At 72.0% G+C, this 14,970-nt stretch carries 15 protein-coding genes; 6 read left to right on the forward strand and 9 right to left on the reverse strand.

Annotation, left to right across the window (positions count from 1 at the left end; genetic code table 11):
* Positions 1-43: 43 nt before the first annotated feature.
* A complete protein-coding gene (locus ACIPPS_RS04175; RefSeq protein ID WP_401426570.1) occupies positions 44-1,132 on the reverse strand; it encodes an NAD(P)-dependent alcohol dehydrogenase in 1,089 nt (362 codons plus the stop codon).
* A gap of 129 nt (positions 1,133-1,261) precedes the next feature.
* Between ACIPPS_RS04175 and ACIPPS_RS04180 the strand changes: the two genes are divergently transcribed.
* Entirely contained in the window at positions 1,262-2,125 is an 864-nt protein-coding gene (locus ACIPPS_RS04180; RefSeq protein WP_401426573.1) for a helix-turn-helix domain-containing protein, read from the forward strand.
* A 124-nt stretch (positions 2,126-2,249) separates the two neighbouring features.
* Here ACIPPS_RS04180 and ACIPPS_RS04185 read toward each other — a convergent pair whose 3' ends face one another.
* Together ACIPPS_RS04185 and ACIPPS_RS04190 are read right to left on the reverse strand one after the other, a co-directional pair.
* Positions 2,250-3,518, reverse strand: a complete 1,269-nt coding sequence (locus ACIPPS_RS04185) for an Ig-like domain-containing protein (RefSeq protein ID WP_401426575.1) — start codon at positions 3,516-3,518, stop codon at positions 2,250-2,252.
* Positions 3,519-3,703: 185 nt separating this feature from the next.
* A complete protein-coding gene (locus ACIPPS_RS04190) occupies positions 3,704-4,045 on the reverse strand; it encodes a hypothetical protein (protein ID WP_401426577.1) in 342 nt (113 codons plus the stop codon).
* Between the two features lie 110 nt (positions 4,046-4,155).
* Between ACIPPS_RS04190 and ACIPPS_RS04195 the strand changes: the two genes are divergently transcribed.
* Positions 4,156-4,416 (forward strand): LAETG motif-containing sortase-dependent surface protein, encoded by a 261-nt coding sequence (locus ACIPPS_RS04195; RefSeq protein WP_401426579.1) that lies wholly within the window; start codon positions 4,156-4,158, stop codon positions 4,414-4,416.
* 150 nt (positions 4,417-4,566) lie between these two features.
* Here ACIPPS_RS04195 and hutH read toward each other — a convergent pair whose 3' ends face one another.
* The 5 genes from hutH to ACIPPS_RS04220 all read right to left on the reverse strand — a co-directional run bounded on the left by hutH (position 4,567) and on the right by ACIPPS_RS04220 (position 10,566).
* Complete coding sequence (hutH, locus tag ACIPPS_RS04200; protein ID WP_401427205.1) at positions 4,567-6,138, reverse strand: histidine ammonia-lyase; 1,572 nt, start codon at positions 6,136-6,138, stop codon at positions 4,567-4,569.
* A gap of 149 nt (positions 6,139-6,287) precedes the next feature.
* Positions 6,288-7,403, reverse strand: a complete 1,116-nt coding sequence (locus ACIPPS_RS04205) for a diguanylate cyclase domain-containing protein (RefSeq protein ID WP_401426581.1) — start codon at positions 7,401-7,403, stop codon at positions 6,288-6,290.
* Between the two features lie 123 nt (positions 7,404-7,526).
* Complete coding sequence (locus ACIPPS_RS04210) at positions 7,527-8,324, reverse strand: enoyl-CoA hydratase/isomerase family protein (protein WP_401426583.1); 798 nt, start codon at positions 8,322-8,324, stop codon at positions 7,527-7,529.
* A 57-nt stretch (positions 8,325-8,381) separates the two neighbouring features.
* Positions 8,382-9,521, reverse strand: coding sequence for an adenylate/guanylate cyclase domain-containing protein (locus ACIPPS_RS04215; RefSeq protein ID WP_401426585.1), 1,140 nt, complete (start codon positions 9,519-9,521; stop codon positions 8,382-8,384).
* A gap of 193 nt (positions 9,522-9,714) precedes the next feature.
* On the reverse strand, positions 9,715-10,566 hold the full coding sequence (locus ACIPPS_RS04220) for a biotin--[acetyl-CoA-carboxylase] ligase (protein ID WP_401426587.1): 852 nt from the start codon (positions 10,564-10,566) through the stop codon (positions 9,715-9,717).
* Positions 10,567-10,699: 133 nt separating this feature from the next.
* On the opposite strand from ACIPPS_RS04220, the gene ACIPPS_RS04225 reads away from it, so the two are divergent.
* Together ACIPPS_RS04225 and ACIPPS_RS04230 are read left to right on the forward strand one after the other, a co-directional pair.
* Positions 10,700-12,301, forward strand: coding sequence for an acyl-CoA carboxylase subunit beta (locus ACIPPS_RS04225; protein WP_401426589.1), 1,602 nt, complete (start codon positions 10,700-10,702; stop codon positions 12,299-12,301).
* A 16-nt stretch (positions 12,302-12,317) separates the two neighbouring features.
* Entirely contained in the window at positions 12,318-12,530 is a 213-nt protein-coding gene (locus tag ACIPPS_RS04230) for an acyl-CoA carboxylase epsilon subunit (protein WP_401426591.1), read from the forward strand.
* Positions 12,531-12,666: 136 nt separating this feature from the next.
* On the opposite strand, the gene ACIPPS_RS04235 is transcribed toward ACIPPS_RS04230, so the two are convergent.
* Positions 12,667-14,034, reverse strand: a complete 1,368-nt coding sequence (locus tag ACIPPS_RS04235; RefSeq protein ID WP_401426593.1) for an MFS transporter — start codon at positions 14,032-14,034, stop codon at positions 12,667-12,669.
* 36 nt (positions 14,035-14,070) lie between these two features.
* Here ACIPPS_RS04235 and ACIPPS_RS04240 point away from each other — a divergent pair, with 36 nt between their 5' ends.
* Both ACIPPS_RS04240 and mmpB read left to right on the forward strand, forming a co-directional pair.
* Positions 14,071-14,739: a TetR/AcrR family transcriptional regulator gene (locus tag ACIPPS_RS04240; RefSeq protein WP_401426595.1), complete on the forward strand. Its 669-nt coding sequence runs from the start codon at positions 14,071-14,073 to the stop codon at positions 14,737-14,739.
* A gap of 75 nt (positions 14,740-14,814) precedes the next feature.
* Positions 14,815-14,943 carry a morphogenic membrane protein MmpB gene (gene mmpB, locus ACIPPS_RS04245; RefSeq protein WP_401426597.1) on the forward strand — a complete coding sequence of 43 codons (129 nt, stop codon included), beginning with the start codon at positions 14,815-14,817 and terminating at the stop codon, positions 14,941-14,943.
* Positions 14,944-14,970 lie beyond the last annotated feature (27 nt).

The raw sequence follows: 14,970 nt of genomic DNA on the forward strand, positions 1-14,970 counted from the left end.
CCCGCCGACAGCACTCCGACAGCTCGCCGCCGGCCCGCTCGGCTCAGATCGTCGACGCGTCGATCACGAAGCGGTACCGCACGTCGCTCGCGAGCACGCGCTCGTACGCCTCGTTGACCTGGTCGGCGCGGATCAGCTCGATCTCCGCGCCGAGGCCGTGCTCCGCGCAGAAGTCCAGCATCTCCTGGGTCTCCGCGATCCCGCCGATCATCGAGCCGGCGAGCGTCTTACGGCCGCCGAGCAGGGCGAACAGGTTGAGCGCGATCGGCTCCTCCGGGGCGCCGACGTTCACCATCGCGCCGTCGGTCTTCAGCAGGCCGAGGAAGGCGCCGAAGTCGATCGGGGCCGAGACGGTGGAGACGATCAGGTCGAAGGTGCCCGCGAGCTCGGTGAAGGTCGCCGGGTCGCTGGTCGCGTAGTAGTGGTCGGCGCCCAGCTTGAGGCCGTCCTCGCGCTTCTTCAGCGACTGGCTGAGCACGGTCACCTCGGCGCCGAGCGCGTGGGCGATCTTGACGCCCATGTGACCGAGGCCGCCGAGGCCGACGATCGCGACCTTCTTGCCGGGGCCGGCCTGCCAGTGGGCGAGCGGCGAGTAGAGGGTGATGCCCGCGCAGAGCAGCGGGGCGGCCTCGTCGAGGGCGATGCCCTCCGGGATGCGCAGGGTGTAGTTCTCGTCGACGACGACGTGGGTGGAGTAGCCGCCGTAGGTCGGCTCGCCGTTCTTGTCGAGGGCGTTGTACGTGCCGACCATGCCGGTGCCCGAGCAGTACTGCTCCAGCCCCTTGCGGCAGTACTCGCACGCGCGGCAGGAGTCGACGAAGCAGCCGACGCCGACGCGGTCGCCGACCTGGTGCTTGGTGACGTCGGCACCGACCTCGGTGACGATGCCGGCGATCTCGTGGCCGGGCACCATCGGGAAGATGCCCTCGCCCCAGCCGTCCCTGGCCTGGTGGATGTCGGAGTGGCAGATGCCGGCGTACTTGATCTCGATCAGGACGTCGTGCGCGCCGACCGGGCGGCGCGGCACGGTGGTGCGCTCCAGCGGAGCGTTGGCGGCGGGGGCCGCGTAGGCGGCGACCGTGGTGGCCGAGGCCGTGGCGGGGGTGGTGGTCGTGGTCGCGTGGGTGGTCATGGTGTCCAGCGTGCCCGGCCGGGCGCGCGTCACCCAGCCCCCTGTCGTGCCTACGACCGGCGTGCGTACCACTGGCAGGGACAGGAACACCCGTCCGCCCGGCCTCGCGGCCTGGGATAATCAGGCTGCATGGACCTCAGTGCGGAACTCAGCGAATTCCTGCGCTCGCGCCGGGCCCGGCTGAAGCCGGAGGACGTGGGCCTGCCGGACTTCGGCCGCCACCGTCGCGTACCCGGCCTGCGGCGGGAGGAGCTGGCCCAGCTGGCCGGGGTCTCCGTCGCGTACTACACGCGTCTTGAGCAGGGCAACGGGCGCAATGTGTCCACCGAGGTCCTGGACTCGATCGCGCGGGCGCTGCGGCTGAACGACAGCGAGCGGGCGCATCTGACGCACCTGGCCAAGCCGACGGCGAAGAAGCGGCAGCACCGGGCGGCGATCGCCCGGCCCCAGCAGGTACGGCCGGGGCTCGTGCAGCTCATCGACTCGATGGAGACCGTCCCGGCCTTCCTCGTCGGGCGGCGGCTCGACATCCTCGCCTGGAACCGGATGGCCCGGGCGCTGATCGGCGACTTCGCGGCCTGGGAGCCGCGCGACCGGAACATGGCGCGGATGCTCTTCCTCGACCCGAACTCCCGTGACCTGTACCTCGACTGGGACTGCAAGGCGACCGAGACGGTGAGCGTGCTGCGGCTGTACGCGGGCTGCTACCCGGAGGACCCGGCGCTCCTGGAGCTGGTGGGTGAGCTGTCGGTACGGAGCGAGGAGTTCCGCTCGCTGTGGGCGGCGCACACGGTCGCCGACAAGGGACACGGCTCGAAGCGGCTGCGGCATCCGCTGGTGGGCGAGATGACCCTCCAGTACGAGTCGCTGAAGGTCGCGGGGCCCGACCCGGACCTCGTGCTGGTGACGTACCACGCGGAGCCGGGGACGGCCTCGGCGGACGCGCTGCGGCTGCTCGCGCAGTGGGGTGTGGACGAGCCCGCGGTCCGCTGACCGCGCGAGCCGGCGGTACGGACGTACGAGAACGGCGGCCCCCGGGTGGAGGGGGCCGCCGTTCTCGTACATCCGAAGGAAGCGCGTACCGAAGGACGCGTGCCGGGTGGCGCCTGGCGGAGGGTCAGACCGCCGAGCCGGCCTTCCAGGCCGACCAGCTCATGTTCCAGCCGTTGAGGCCGTTGTCCGGGGCGATCGTCTTGTCCTTGGAGTTCTTGACGACGATGACGTCACCGACGATGGAGTGGTCGTACAGCCAGGCCGCCGACTGGTTCGGGTCGCCCGCTCCCTTGACGTCGTTCAGGCCCACGCAGCCGTGGCTGGTGTTGGCGGAGCCGAAGATCGAGTCCGGGCCCCAGTAGTTGCCGTGGATGAACGTGCCCGAGGTGGACAGCCGCATGGCGTGCGGGACGTCCTTGATGTCGTACTCGCCCTTGCCGTCGTCGTCGGTGAAGCCGACGGTGGCACCGTTCATCCGGGTCTCCTTGAACTTCTCGGAGATCACCATCCGACCGTTGTAGGTCGGGTTCTCCGGAGAGCCGGCGGAGATCGGGATGGTCTTGACCGTCCTGCCGTCCTGCGTGACCGTCATGGTCTTGGTGGCGACGTCGACGGTGGAGACCTGGTTGCGGCCGATCTTGAAGGTGACGGTCTTCTGCTGGACGCCGAAGACACCCTTGGCGCCCTCGACGCCGTCGAGGTTCAGCTTCAGCGTGACGGTCGAGCCCTCGGTCCAGTAGTCGTCGGGGCGGAAGTCGAGGCGCTGGGAGTTGAACCAGTGCCCGACGACCTCCTGGCCGGTGCTGGAGCTCACCGAGATGCCGCCCTGGACGGCGGCCTTGTCGGTGATGGCCTTGTTGAAGTTGATCGAGACCGGCATGCCGACGCCGACGGTGGAGCCGTCCTCGGGCGTGAAGTTGCCGATGAAGCTGTTGGCCTGCGAGACGGTGGTGAAGGAGGAGTTCTCGTGCGCCTCCAGGCCGTCCGCGTCCTTCGCCGACGCGGCGAGCTTGTAGACGGTGGCGCGCTTGAGCGCTCCGGTGGGCTGCCAGCTCTTGCCGTCGGCGGAGATCTCGCCCTCGACCGGCTCGCCGTCGGCGGTGGTGAGGGTGACCTCGGTGAGCGTGCCGTCGGTGACGGAGACCTTGGCGTCGTTGTTGATCGACGCGTTGGACGCACCGTTCTTGGGCGAGATGGATATCTGGGCCTTCGACGTCTTCTCCGCCGCCGCCTCGTCGACCTGAGCCTGTGACTGCGCCGAACTGGAGGCATCGGCCGCGCCGCTCTTGTCCCCGTCGCTGCACGCCGAGAGCACCAATACGCCACCGAGCACCGCGGCTGCCGCCGCCAGGCTCTTGCGGCGCTTGCTGTCCGTCATCACACGCTTCTCCATCGTCGCCGGATCCCTGCCAACACTCGTCTGAACATCCATGAGACCCTCCGCGGTTCCACAAGCGGCGGGTTTGTGGGGAACGCCACTGATCGACACGTATCCACGTGCCGTCCGGTTCCCGTACAGGGGGAAGCCCCGGCACGGGACTCCGTACCGGGGCTTCGAGGGAGTGTGTGACGCCCTCGTCAGACCCGTTCGGTGTCGTGTTCGTCCACCTCATCTTCCTCGTCGAGGTCCCACTCCTGGGCATCGGGGTCGTAGTCGACCTCCTCGCTGCTCCAGGAGGCCTGCACGAGCTCGACCCCGGGGACCTCGCTGACCAGGTCGAACGGCTCGATCAGGTAGGCCAGCGCCTCGGCGTCGTCCTCGCGCACGGCGGACCGGGCGTGGGTCCGCTCCTCCTCCGGCATGAACTCGTCGGCGTCGATCCGGCCGACGGCCGCGCCGGTCAGTTCGTCGGAGCCGGTGATCTCCAGGACGACTTCCACCCGAAGCCGTACATAACGTGATGTCTCGGAAGTGCTCATACGACCGAGCGTAGGCCGCCGGGGCGCTCGACTTTCTTCCGACCCGCTGTGTTCATTAGCATCGGCGCACGCTGCCAATTCGCGGTTTCCGCAAGGGGGATCGAATCTCTGTGTCCGTCGCTCGACGCCCACTGCTGACCGCCACGACGGCCGGGGCGCTGCTCTTCGCTCTCTGGTTCGTCCCGTCCGCGAACGCGACCGACGAGGGTCGCACGACCGCGACCGCGCAGGAGCGCGCGGCCGAGGGGGCGCGGCTCGCCGAGACCGGCGGCCCGAACACGACGCCGTACGTGATCGGCGGGACGGGCTTCCTCGCCGTGGGCGCCGGGTTCGTGGCTCTGGCGATGAGACGCGGCGGCCGCGCGCACTGAGCCGCACGCACTGAGCCGCACGCACTGAGCCGCACGGCACGGACGTACGGAGCCGCACGGCACGGACGTACGGAGCCGCACGGCACCGACGTACGGAAAGGGCCGGCGCCCCCCGCGGGGAACGACGGCCCTTTCCGCAGGCCTCGTCCGCTAGGCCAGGGGGCCGGTGACCGGCTCGACGGCGGCGACCAGCTTGCCCTCGCGGACGAAGGCGTCGGCCGCCGCCAGGTCGGGGGCGAGGAAGCGGTCCGGGCCCGGGCCCTCGACGCCGGCGGCGCGCAGGGCGTCGATGGCGGCCTGCGAGGCGGGGGCGGGGGTCAGGCCGCGGCGCAGCTCGATGCCGCGGGTGGCGGCGTAGAGCTCGACGGCGAGGATCCGGTTCAGGTTGCCGATCGCGGTGCGCAGCTTGCGCGCGGCGGACCAGCCCATGGAGACGTGGTCCTCCTGCATCGCGGAGGACGGGATGGAGTCGGCGGAGGCCGGCACGGCCAGCCGCTTCATCTCGCTGACCAGAGCCGCCTGGGTGTACTGGGCGATCATCAGGCCCGAGTCCACGCCGGCGTCGTCGGCGAGGAAGGGCGGCAGGCCGTGGGACCGGTTCTTGTCGAGGAGCCGGTCGGTGCGGCGCTCGGCGATGGAGCCGAGATCGGCGGCGGCGATGGCGAGGAAGTCGAGGACGTACGCGACCGGGGCGCCGTGGAAGTTGCCGTTGGAGCGGATCTGTGCTCCCCCAGAGCCTCCGGCCTGGGAGGTGCCCCCAGCGAGGATCACCGGGTTGTCGACGGCGGAGGCGAGCTCGCGCTCGGCGACCGTACGGGCGTGGGCCATGGTGTCGCGGCCGGCGCCGGCCACCTGCGGGGCGCAGCGCACGGAGTACGCGTCCTGGACGCGGGGGGCCTCCTCCTCCTGGAAGTGGCCGGTGAGCCCGGAGCCCGCGAGCACGGCGAGCATGTTGGCGGCGGAGGCGCCCTGGCCCGGGTGCGGGCGGATGGCGTGCAGCTCGGGTTCGAGGACCTTCTCGGTGCCGAGGAGCGCTTCGAGGGAGAGGGCCGCGGTGATGTCGGCCGACTTGTAGAGGGTGTCGAGGTCGGCGAGGGCCATGATCAGCATGCCGAGCATGCCGTCGGTGCCGTTGAGGAGGGCGAGGCCCTCCTTCTCGCGCAGCTCGACGGGCTGGATCCCGGCGGCGGCGAGCAGCTCGCCGGCCGGCTTCACCGTGCCGTCGGGGCCCTCGGCGTCGCCCTCGCCCATCAGGGCCAGGGCGCAGTGCGAGAGCGGCGCGAGGTCGCCGGAGCAGCCGAGCGAGCCGTACTCGTGGACGACCGGCGTGATGCCCGCGTTCAGGACGTCGGCCATGGTCTGCGCGACCTCGGGGCGGACGCCGGTGTGGCCGGAGGCGACGGTCTTCAGCCGCAGGAACATCAGGGCCCGCACGACCTCCCGCTCGACGCGCGGGCCCATGCCGGCGGCGTGCGAGCGGACGATGTTGCGCTGGAGCTGCGCCCTGAGCTCGGGGCTGATGTGCCGGGTGGCGAGGGCCCCGAACCCGGTCGAGACGCCGTACACGGGCTCGGGCTTGGCGGCGAGCGCGTCGACGACGGCACGGGACTCGGCGAGCGCCCGCACGGCCTCGGGGGACAGCTCGACGCGCGCGCCGTGGCGGGCGACGTCGAGGACGTCCTGGAAGGTGGTGCCGGACGTGCCGAGGACGACGAAGTGCATATCCATATTCAGCACCCTACGGATTGAAGACCTACCTGTCACTAGTCGACCTGGGGACAGGCCCTTACCGACGGACGCGGCGGCGGGCGCGGCGGACGCGGCGGCGGGCGCGACAGGTCCTCACCGACGGACCCGGCGGGCGCGGCGGGTCACACCGGGGGTGCGTCGCGGAAGCGTCGGCGGTCGCGTGCCCCGGGCGGGGCGTCGGCCAGCTGGATGACCGTGCCGTCGCGGCCGGCCACCACCGGCTTCGCCGAGCGGGCCGCCTTCGCCTGGTACTGGGCGGCGTCGGCGAGCCGGAAGAGCCGGCGGGCGGACTTGACCGGGCCGATGGGGTCACCGGTCGACGCGACGCCGCAGGCGACGCCCTCGCCGAGTTCCAGCTCGCCCGCGCGGACGCAGAGCTCCTCGGCGACCGCCACCACCTCGTCGGCCGTCGGGCCGAGCGAGAGCAGACAGAACTCGTCGCCGCCGAGCCGTGCCGACAGGGCGCCGGGGAGCATCGCCCCGCACCGCGAGAGCACCGAGCCGAACCGTTCCAGCAGACGGTCGCCGACCGCGTGCCCATGGGTGTCGTTGACCCGCTTGAGGCCGTTGAGGTCGCAGACCACCAGGCTGACCACGGAGCCGTCGGCCCGGTAGCGCTCGACCGCCTCGTCGAGCCGGGTGTCGACCGCGCGCCGGTTCGCGAGCCCCGTCAGCGGGTCGGTGAAGGCGAGTTTGCGTACCTCCTCCAGCCGTTCGGCCTGCGCGATGCCCGCCGCGACCACGGCCGCGAGGACCGCCGCGAAGTCCGCGTCGTCGCGGTCGAAGACCGGTGACCCGGCGCGTCGGGCCACGTACAGCTCGCCCCACGCCCGTCCGTGCAGCACCACCGGCGCGACCACGCAGCAGCCGCGCCCGCGCCTGCGCAGACCCGTGACGCGGCCGGACGGGACCCGGTCGCCCGCGGTCTCCACCCAGGCGTCCGGCTCGCCGCCACCGGCCCACCGCGCGTGCAGGAACTCGGTGATCTCGGGGAACTGGTGCACCGGGTACGTCTCCGCGTCGGGGAACTCCTCCTCGCCCGCGGCCCGCTCACCGGCGTTCACCAGCACCTTGAGGCGGCCGTGGTCGCGTTCCCAGACCGAGAGGGCGGCGAAGCTCCCGCCGAGCCCGTCGCGGGCGCCCAGCGCCGCCGCCCGCCAGAACTCGCGCGGGGTGTGCGCCGCCGCCATCGCCTGCGCCAGCGCCACTACGGCCCGCAGCCGCACGTCCTCTCCCATTCCTCCAGCTTAGGGAGGTTTCGCCCGTTTTCCCGTGCGAGGCGTCACGGAAAGTGACATAACGGGGCATTCTGGAGATTTCTCACGGAAATCTCAGACCCCCGGGCCCCCGCGCCGCGCGGCTCAGACGCCCGGCCACCGCGGCTTCCGCTTCTCGTTGAACGCCGCGACGCCCTCCGCGCGGTCCCCGGAGAACGCCACCGCCCGCCACGCCGCGTCCTCGACCTCCAGGCCCGCCCGCAGATCCAGGCCCTGCCCCAGCCGCAACGCGCGCTTGGCGGCGCGCAGGCCGACCGGGGAGTTCGCCGCCATGCGTCCGGCCAGCTCCAGCGCGGCCGTACGGGCGTCCTCGGCGAGCACGTCGACGAGCCCGAGCTGGCGCGCCTCGGCGGCCTCCACCCGGCGCGCGGTGAAGACCAGTTCGGCCGCGCGCGCCGCGCCCACCCGGCGCGGCAGCAGCTGCGTACCGCCGCCGCCGGGGATGACGCCCACCGACACCTCGGGCAGTCCGACCACGGCGGTCGCGTCGGCCACGATCACGTCGCAGGCGAGCGCCAGCTCGTAACCGCCGCCGAGCGCGAAGCCGTGCACGGCGGCGACGGTCGGCATCGGCAGGTCGAGCACCCCGCCGTAGGCGCCGCGCGAGACGGGCCGCTGGCGGACCATGTCGGCGTCCGTGAAGGAGTTCCGCTCCTTGAGGTCGGCGCCGACACAGAAGGCCTTGTCGTTCGAGGACGTCAGCACCGTCACCCGTACCGTCTCGTCCGCCGCGAGCGCCGCGCAGGCCGCGCTGACGGAGCGGGCCATCTCCAGGGAGACCGCGTTCATCGCCTTGGGCCGGTCGAGGACCAGCTCGGCCACGTACGCGTGCCTCCGGACCGCGACGAACTCACCAAAACGCTGCTCGGACTGCTCGGACATGCCCGCACCCTCCCGGTCGACGCCTGTTAACGGCTGTTAACGGCTGCTGACCGGATCCTAGGTCGGGCGGCGGCTCAGCTGCCAGGGTTCGACGACGCCGAGTCCACGCACCGGGCGCTGCCACATGGGCTGGAGCGCGAAGCGGTACGTCGGTGCCTGTTCGCCCTCCTTCTCGGCGCGGGCGGCCTCCTCGGCCGCCTGCGTCTCGGAGACGGGCGCGTCACCGGTGCGCGTGAGCTCCTCGGCGAGGGCTCCGTCGACCAGGACGGTGTCCTTGGGCGCTATCGAGGTGAGCCGGCTCGCGAGGTTCACCGTGGTCCCGAAGACGTCTCCCATCCGGGTCGTCACGGTGCCGAAGGCGATGCCGACGCGCAGCGCGGGCATCGTCTCGTCGTGGCCGAGCGTCTCGATCAGCCGCAGCGCGATCTCGGCGGCGGTGCCCGCGTCGTCGGCGGCGTACAGCACCTCGTCGCCGAGGGTCTTGATGAGCCGGCCGCCGTGCGCGGCGACCAGGTCGGCGCAGGTGGTCTCGAAGGCCTCGACGAGTTCGCCGAGCTCCTCCTCCTCCAGGCGCCGGGTCAGCCGGGTGAACCCGACCAGGTCGGCGAAGCCGACGGCGAGCCGCCGGTCCACCATCTCCTCGTCGTCGGCGGCCTGCACGACGCGGCCGGTGGCGGCGGCGAGCTGGCGTCGCCAGACGTAGATCAGGAACTCCTCCAGCTCGGGCAGGAGCAGCTCGACCAGGGGGTACGTGACCTCGGTGCGGGTCATCCCCGGCTCCGGAGGCTCGGTGAGGCCCTCCAGGAACGAGTCGATCTGCCACTCGGCAAGCCGGGCGGTGGTCTGGCCGGTGGACCGGGCGACCTGGACGGCCATCGGCTCGCTGAGCAGTCCCGCCTCGACGAGACCGGCGAGCCGGCGCAGGGCGAGGACGTCGGCCTCGGTGAGCGCCTTGGCCTGGCCGATGTCGGCGAAGCCCATGGCGCGCCAGAAGCGGGAGGCGAGCTCCATGGAGACGCCGGCCGTGCGGGCGGCCTGGAAGGGCGTGTAGCGGCGGTCCGCGCCCAGGATGAGCTGTTCCAGGCGGATCGCGAGGGGGTCGTCGGACGGCTCGGCCGTGTGGTCGACGTGGTGGTGCGGGGTGGGGTACGCCGGTGGCTCCGCCTCACCGCCGTTGTGCGCGTCGTCGACGGTCACCGGCCGCCTCCTGCCGTTTCCCTGCCCACTGCCCTGCCGATCTGTCGCCCTGGATCGCGGTCCACGATACGACAGGTGTGTGCCAGCTCACGCCGTTCGGGCCGGGTGACCGGTCCCCGGGTCGTGGGCGATCGTTCCGCGGGGCGGGCCGGCGGAACGGACGCCCACCACGGCGGGGGCGGGCCGGGCGTCGTCAGCCCGTCGCCCGGACGTGGACGATGTCGCCCGCGGCGACCGCTTCCGTGCCGCCGCCCTCCGTCTCCACGACCAGGCGCCCGTCGCCGTCGACGGCCACCGCCTCGCCCTCCAGCATCCGCTCGCCCGGGAGGTCCGCCCGGACGTGGCGGCCGAGCGTCGAGCAGCCCGTCTCGTACGCCGCCTGGAGCCCGGAGGCCGCCGGGTCGCCGTCGGCCCGGGTCCACTCCCCGTACCAGTGCTCGAGCGCCCGCAGGACCGACCGCAGCAGCGTGTCCCGGTCCGTCGAGATCGCGTCGGCGAGCAGCAGCGAACCGGCGCCCGGCACCGGCAGCTCCTCCTCCTTCAGGGTCACGTTGACCCCGATCCCGACGACGACCCCGTCCGCGCCCGCCCGCTCGGCGAGGATGCCGCCGGTCTTCCGCTCCTCGCCGCCGACCGAAACCATCAGGTCGTTCGGCCACTTGAGGGAAAGGTCGGCCCCGGCGGACTTCGTCAGCCCGGTCGACGCCGCGACGCCGGCGAGCAGCGGGAGCCAGCCCCACCGGTGCACGGGCACGTCCGGCTTGAGCAGGACGGAGACGAAGATCCCGGCGCGCGGCGGCGAGACCCAGTCGCGGTCGAGACGGCCGCGCCCGGAGGTCTGCTCCTCGGCGACCAGCACCGCGCCCTCGGGCAGCTCGTCGGCGCGCGCGGCGAGGTCGGAGTTGGTGGAGCCGGTCGTGTCGACCAGGTCGAAGGAGGTCCACAACCCGTCGGGAAGGACGAGCGCGCGGCGCAGCGCGGCGGCGTTGAGCGGGGGCCGGTCCAGGTCGGACCACCGCGCTCCTGAGGCATCGGAGGACGTCATGCAAGCCAGACTAGGTGTGGCAAAGACCGCAGTGCCGAACCGTATCGCCGTCGATACGCTACGGGTCAGTAGCCGAGCAGTAGCCCATTCGTACCAAACGAACCCCCGTGACCAGGCAGGGAGCCGCATCCCGATGTCCGAGTCGGTAGAGCCGCAAGAGATCGACATTCACACGACCGCGGGCAAGATCGCGGATCTTCAGCGCCGTATCGGCGAGGCCACCCACGCCGGCTCCGAGCGGGCGGTGGAGAAGCAGCACGCGAAGGGCAAGCTGACCGCGCGGGAGCGGATCGCGCTCCTGCTCGACGAGGGCTCGTTCGTGGAGCTCGACGAGTTCGCCCGGCACCGGTCGACCCAGTTCGGCCTGGAGCAGACCCGCCCCTACGGCGACGGTGTGGTGACCGGCTACGGCACGGTCGACGGCCGTCCGGTGGCCGTCTTCTCGCAGGACTTCACGGTCTTCGGCGGCGCGCTCGGCGAGGTCTACGGCCAGAAGATCATGAAGGTCATGGACTTCGCCCTGAAGACCGGCTGCCCGGTGGTCGGCATCAACGACTCCGGCGGCGCCCGCATCCAGGAGGGCGTCAGCGCGCTCGGCATGTACGGCGAGATCTTCCGCCGCAACACCCACGCCTCCGGCGTGATCCCGCAGATCTCCCTGGTCGTCGGCCCCTGCGCGGGCGGCGCGGTCTACTCCCCCGCGATCACCGACTTCACCGTCATGGTCGACCAGACCTCGCACATGTTCATCACCGGCCCGGACGTCATCAAGACCGTCACCGGCGAGGACGTCGGCTTCGAGGAGCTGGGCGGCGCCCGCACGCACAACGCCACCTCCGGCGTGGCGCACCACATGGCGGGCGACGAGAAGGACGCGATCGAGTACGTCAAGTCCCTGCTGTCGTACCTGCCGTCGAACAACCTCTCCGAGCCGCCGGCCTTCCCCGAGACCGCCGACACCGAGCCGACGGACGAGGACCGCGCGCTGGACGTCCTGATCCCGGACTCCGCCAACCAGCCGTACGACATGCACACCGTCATCGAACACATCGTCGACGACGGTGAGTTCCTGGAGACGCAGGCGCTCTTCGCGCCGAACATCCTCACCGGCTTCGGCCGCGTGGAGGGCTTCCCCGTAGGGATCGTCGCCAACCAGCCGATGCAGTTCGCCGGCTGCCTGGACATCGACGCCTCCGAGAAGGCGGCGCGGTTCGTGCGGACCTGCGACGCGTTCAACGTCCCGGTCATCACCTTCGTCGACGTGCCGGGCTTCCTGCCGGGCGTGGACCAGGAGTACGGCGGCATCATCCGCCGCGGCGCGAAGCTGATCTACGCCTACGCCGAGGCGACCGTCCCGCTGATCACGGTCATCACCCGCAAGGCCTTCGGCGGCGCGTACGACGTCATGGGCTCCAAGCACCTGGGCGCCGACCTCAACCTGGCGTGGCCGACCGCGCAGATCGCGGTCATGGGAGCGCAGGGCGCGGTCAACATCCTGCACCGCCGCACCATCGCCGCCGCCGAGGAGCGCGACGAGGCGGACACCGTGCGCGCCCGCCTCATCCAGGAGTACGAGGACGCCCTGCTCAACCCGTACACCGCGGCCGAGCGCGGCTACGTCGACGGCGTCATCATGCCGTCGGACACCCGCCCGCAGATCGTGAAGGGCCTGCGTCAACTGCGCACGAAGCGGGAATCCCTGCCTCCGAAGAAGCACGGCAACATCCCCCTCTAGACCTCAGGGAGTCCACATGATCAAGGTCGTACGAGGAAACCCGACCCCGGAGGAGCTGGCCGCCGCACTGGCGGTGGTCCAGGCCCGGGCCGCGGCGACGGCGGCGGCGTCCGCGGCCGGCGGCGGCCCGGTGGTCCCGGAGGGCTGGTCGGACCCGGCACGGATCGCCCGTTCGGTACGGTCCCGGCCGGGACCGCGCTCCTGGGCGCGCTCCTACTGGCCCGCGTAGCCGGAGCGACACAGCGACGTACCGCCGTACCGCCGTACCGCCGTACCGCCGTACCGCCGTACCGCCTGTACGCCGAAGGCCGGACCCCGTGTGCGGGGGGTCCGGCCTTTCGCGTACCCGGGCGTCGGCGGCGGTGTCACGCCCTGCGCAGGAAGATCCCCGCCAGGACGGCGCCCACGACCACGATCGCGGCGTTGACCAGGACCGCGAGGCCGATGCCGTCGAAGACCGTGGCGGAGGTGACGACGACGGCGCTCATGATCGGCGTGCCCATGGTGATGCCGATCTGCTGGGTCATCGTGGCGAGACCGGTCGCCATGCCCTGCTCGGAGTCGGGCAGTCCGGAGGTGGCGGTGACCATGAAGCCGACGATGGCGAGCATGTTGCCGACGCCGCCGACGAACGTGGCCGTGAGCAGCAGCCAGAGCCAGCTTCGGTCGTCACCGAGGGCGTAGAGCGAGGCGGTGGCGACGGCCTGGACCAGTCCGCCGGCGACCAGCGCGGCGCGGGAGCCGTACCGGCCGATGAAGCGCGGTGCGAGGACCCCGCCGAGGACCGTGCCCGCGCCGAGCACGCCGAAGGACAGGCCGGCGGCGAGCGGCGAGAAGCCCAGGACGTCCTGGAGGTGGAGCGTCATCAGGAAGACCAGCGAGGTCTCGGTGACGAAGGCGACGAGCCCGGCGAGGTTCCCCCAGATCACCGTGGGGCGGGCGAGAATCCGTACGGGCACCAGCGGCGACGCGGCCCGCCGCTCGACGAACCAGAAGGCGACGAGGAGGGCGGCGCCGACGGGCAGCGCCAGGGGCTCGGTGGTGAGGCCGTAGACGAGGGCGAGGAGCCCGCCGGTGACGGTGATCGCGCCGGGGACGTCCAGGCGCGGCCGGACGGCCGGACGGCTCTCCTTGAGCACGACGGGCGCGACGAGGAGGACGGCGAGCGCGACAGGCACGTTGACGAAGAACGCCCAGCGCCAGGAGAGCAGGTCGGTCAGGACTCCGCCGAGGATCGCGCCCGTGGTGAACCCGGCCGACATCAGCGCGCCGTTGAGGCCGAGCGCCTTGGCGCGCAGCGGCCCCTCGGGGAACGCGGACGTGAGCAGGGAGAGCCCGGCGGGGGTGACGGCGGCGGTGGCGAGGCCCTGGGCGACGCGTGCGGCCATCAGCAGGGCGGGGTCGGTGGCGAGGCCGCCGGCCAGGGAGGAGACCCCGAGCAGGGCCATGCCGCCGAGGAAGAGGCGGCGGCGCCCGACGAGGTCGGCGACGCGCCCGAAGAGGAGGGTGAATCCGGCGGCGGTGAGCGCGAAGGCGGTGGCGATCCACTGGAGGTCGGCCAGCGAGAAGCCGAGTCCTTCGCCGATGGCGGGCAGCGCGACGTTCAGGATCGAGAAGTCGACGGCCAGCATGAACTGGGCGACGAGGAGGACGAGGAGGACGAGCCGCATCCGTCCGTCCATACGGGCGGCGGGCTGGACGCCGGCCTGTGACCGGACATCGGTGGCAACCATCGGCGGACCCCTTAATGGGAATCTGATTCCGTTAAGATGTCCCGTACCGTAGCAGACTCGAAGGCGTTAATGGAACAGGAGACCCGTTTGAGTGAGAGCCAGCCGGCCGTGCCCGGCACCGTGCGTCCCGGGGGCCGTACCGCGAAGGTGCGCCGGGCCGTCCTCGAGGCGACCGAGGACGCCCTGGCCGCTTCGGGCTTCCACGGGCTGAACATGGACCACGTCGCCGCGAGCGCCGGCGTGGGCAAGACGACCGTCTACCGACGGTGGGGCTCCCCCGTCGGCCTCGTCGCCGACCTGCTCCGGGACATGGCCGAGCAGTCCCTGCCGGCCTCCGACACCGGCAGCCTCGCGGGCGACCTGCACGCCAACGCCACGCTCGTCGTCAGGACGCTCACCGACCCCCGGATGGGCGGGGTCTTCCGCGCCGTCATCGCGGCCGCCGCCTGCGACGAGGAGTGCGCCGAGGCCCTGAACGGCTTCTACCGGGCCCGCCTGGAGGAATGGGCCCCGGTGGTGAAGCGGGGGGCGGCGCGCGGCGAGATCCCGCCGGAGACGGACGGCCTCGAACTGCTGCGCGCGGTCTCGGCCCCGCTCTACTACCGCTTCATGATCACGCGCGAGCCGCTCGGCCCCGAGGACGGCGAGCGGGCGGTCCGGGCGGCACTGACGGCCGCGGAGGCGGGGGCGTTCACCTCGATGTGACTAGTTCTTCGGCACGGGGTCGCTTGAGTACGGGTACTCAGGCGCCCCGGCCGTCGCGCGAGCAGGATCGGACGCATGCTGTGGTCCGACCCGGAGAACGAGCCGCCGAAGGAGATGCGCGACATGCAGGCGATGCTGCGCCGCGCGTCGATCCTGCTGGCCCTGGCGATGGTGGTGGCGATGCTCGTGGCCGGCATCCACTGACCACGACATCCGCAGACCACGACATCA

It is taken from the genome of Streptomyces sp. NPDC090127, from assembly GCF_044746945.1.
Lineage (GTDB): Bacteria > Actinomycetota > Actinomycetes > Streptomycetales > Streptomycetaceae > Streptomyces.

What these genes read in the sequence shown, in the direction of transcription:
- ACIPPS_RS04175 (WP_401426570.1), bottom strand. Translation starts at nt 1,132, where the DNA reads ATGACCACCCACGCGACCACGACCACCACCCCCGCCACGGCCTCGGCC.
- ACIPPS_RS04185 (WP_401426575.1), bottom strand. Translation starts at nt 3,518, where the DNA reads ATGGAGAAGCGTGTGATGACGGACAGCAAGCGCCGCAAGAGCCTGGCG.
- ACIPPS_RS04235 (WP_401426593.1), bottom strand. Translation starts at nt 14,034, where the DNA reads ATGGTTGCCACCGATGTCCGGTCACAGGCCGGCGTCCAGCCCGCCGCC.
- ACIPPS_RS04220 (WP_401426587.1), bottom strand. Translation starts at nt 10,566, where the DNA reads ATGACGTCCTCCGATGCCTCAGGAGCGCGGTGGTCCGACCTGGACCGG.
- ACIPPS_RS04240 (WP_401426595.1), top strand. Translation starts at nt 14,071, where the DNA reads ATGTCCCGTACCGTAGCAGACTCGAAGGCGTTAATGGAACAGGAGACC.
- ACIPPS_RS04210 (WP_401426583.1), bottom strand. Translation starts at nt 8,324, where the DNA reads ATGTCCGAGCAGTCCGAGCAGCGTTTTGGTGAGTTCGTCGCGGTCCGG.
- ACIPPS_RS04230 (WP_401426591.1), top strand. Translation starts at nt 12,318, where the DNA reads ATGATCAAGGTCGTACGAGGAAACCCGACCCCGGAGGAGCTGGCCGCC.
- ACIPPS_RS04225 (WP_401426589.1), top strand. Translation starts at nt 10,700, where the DNA reads ATGTCCGAGTCGGTAGAGCCGCAAGAGATCGACATTCACACGACCGCG.
- mmpB (WP_401426597.1), top strand. Translation starts at nt 14,815, where the DNA reads ATGCTGTGGTCCGACCCGGAGAACGAGCCGCCGAAGGAGATGCGCGAC.
- hutH (WP_401427205.1), bottom strand. Translation starts at nt 6,138, where the DNA reads ATGCACTTCGTCGTCCTCGGCACGTCCGGCACCACCTTCCAGGACGTC.
- ACIPPS_RS04205 (WP_401426581.1), bottom strand. Translation starts at nt 7,403, where the DNA reads ATGGGAGAGGACGTGCGGCTGCGGGCCGTAGTGGCGCTGGCGCAGGCG.
- ACIPPS_RS04180 (WP_401426573.1), top strand. Translation starts at nt 1,262, where the DNA reads ATGGACCTCAGTGCGGAACTCAGCGAATTCCTGCGCTCGCGCCGGGCC.
- ACIPPS_RS04190 (WP_401426577.1), bottom strand. Translation starts at nt 4,045, where the DNA reads ATGAGCACTTCCGAGACATCACGTTATGTACGGCTTCGGGTGGAAGTC.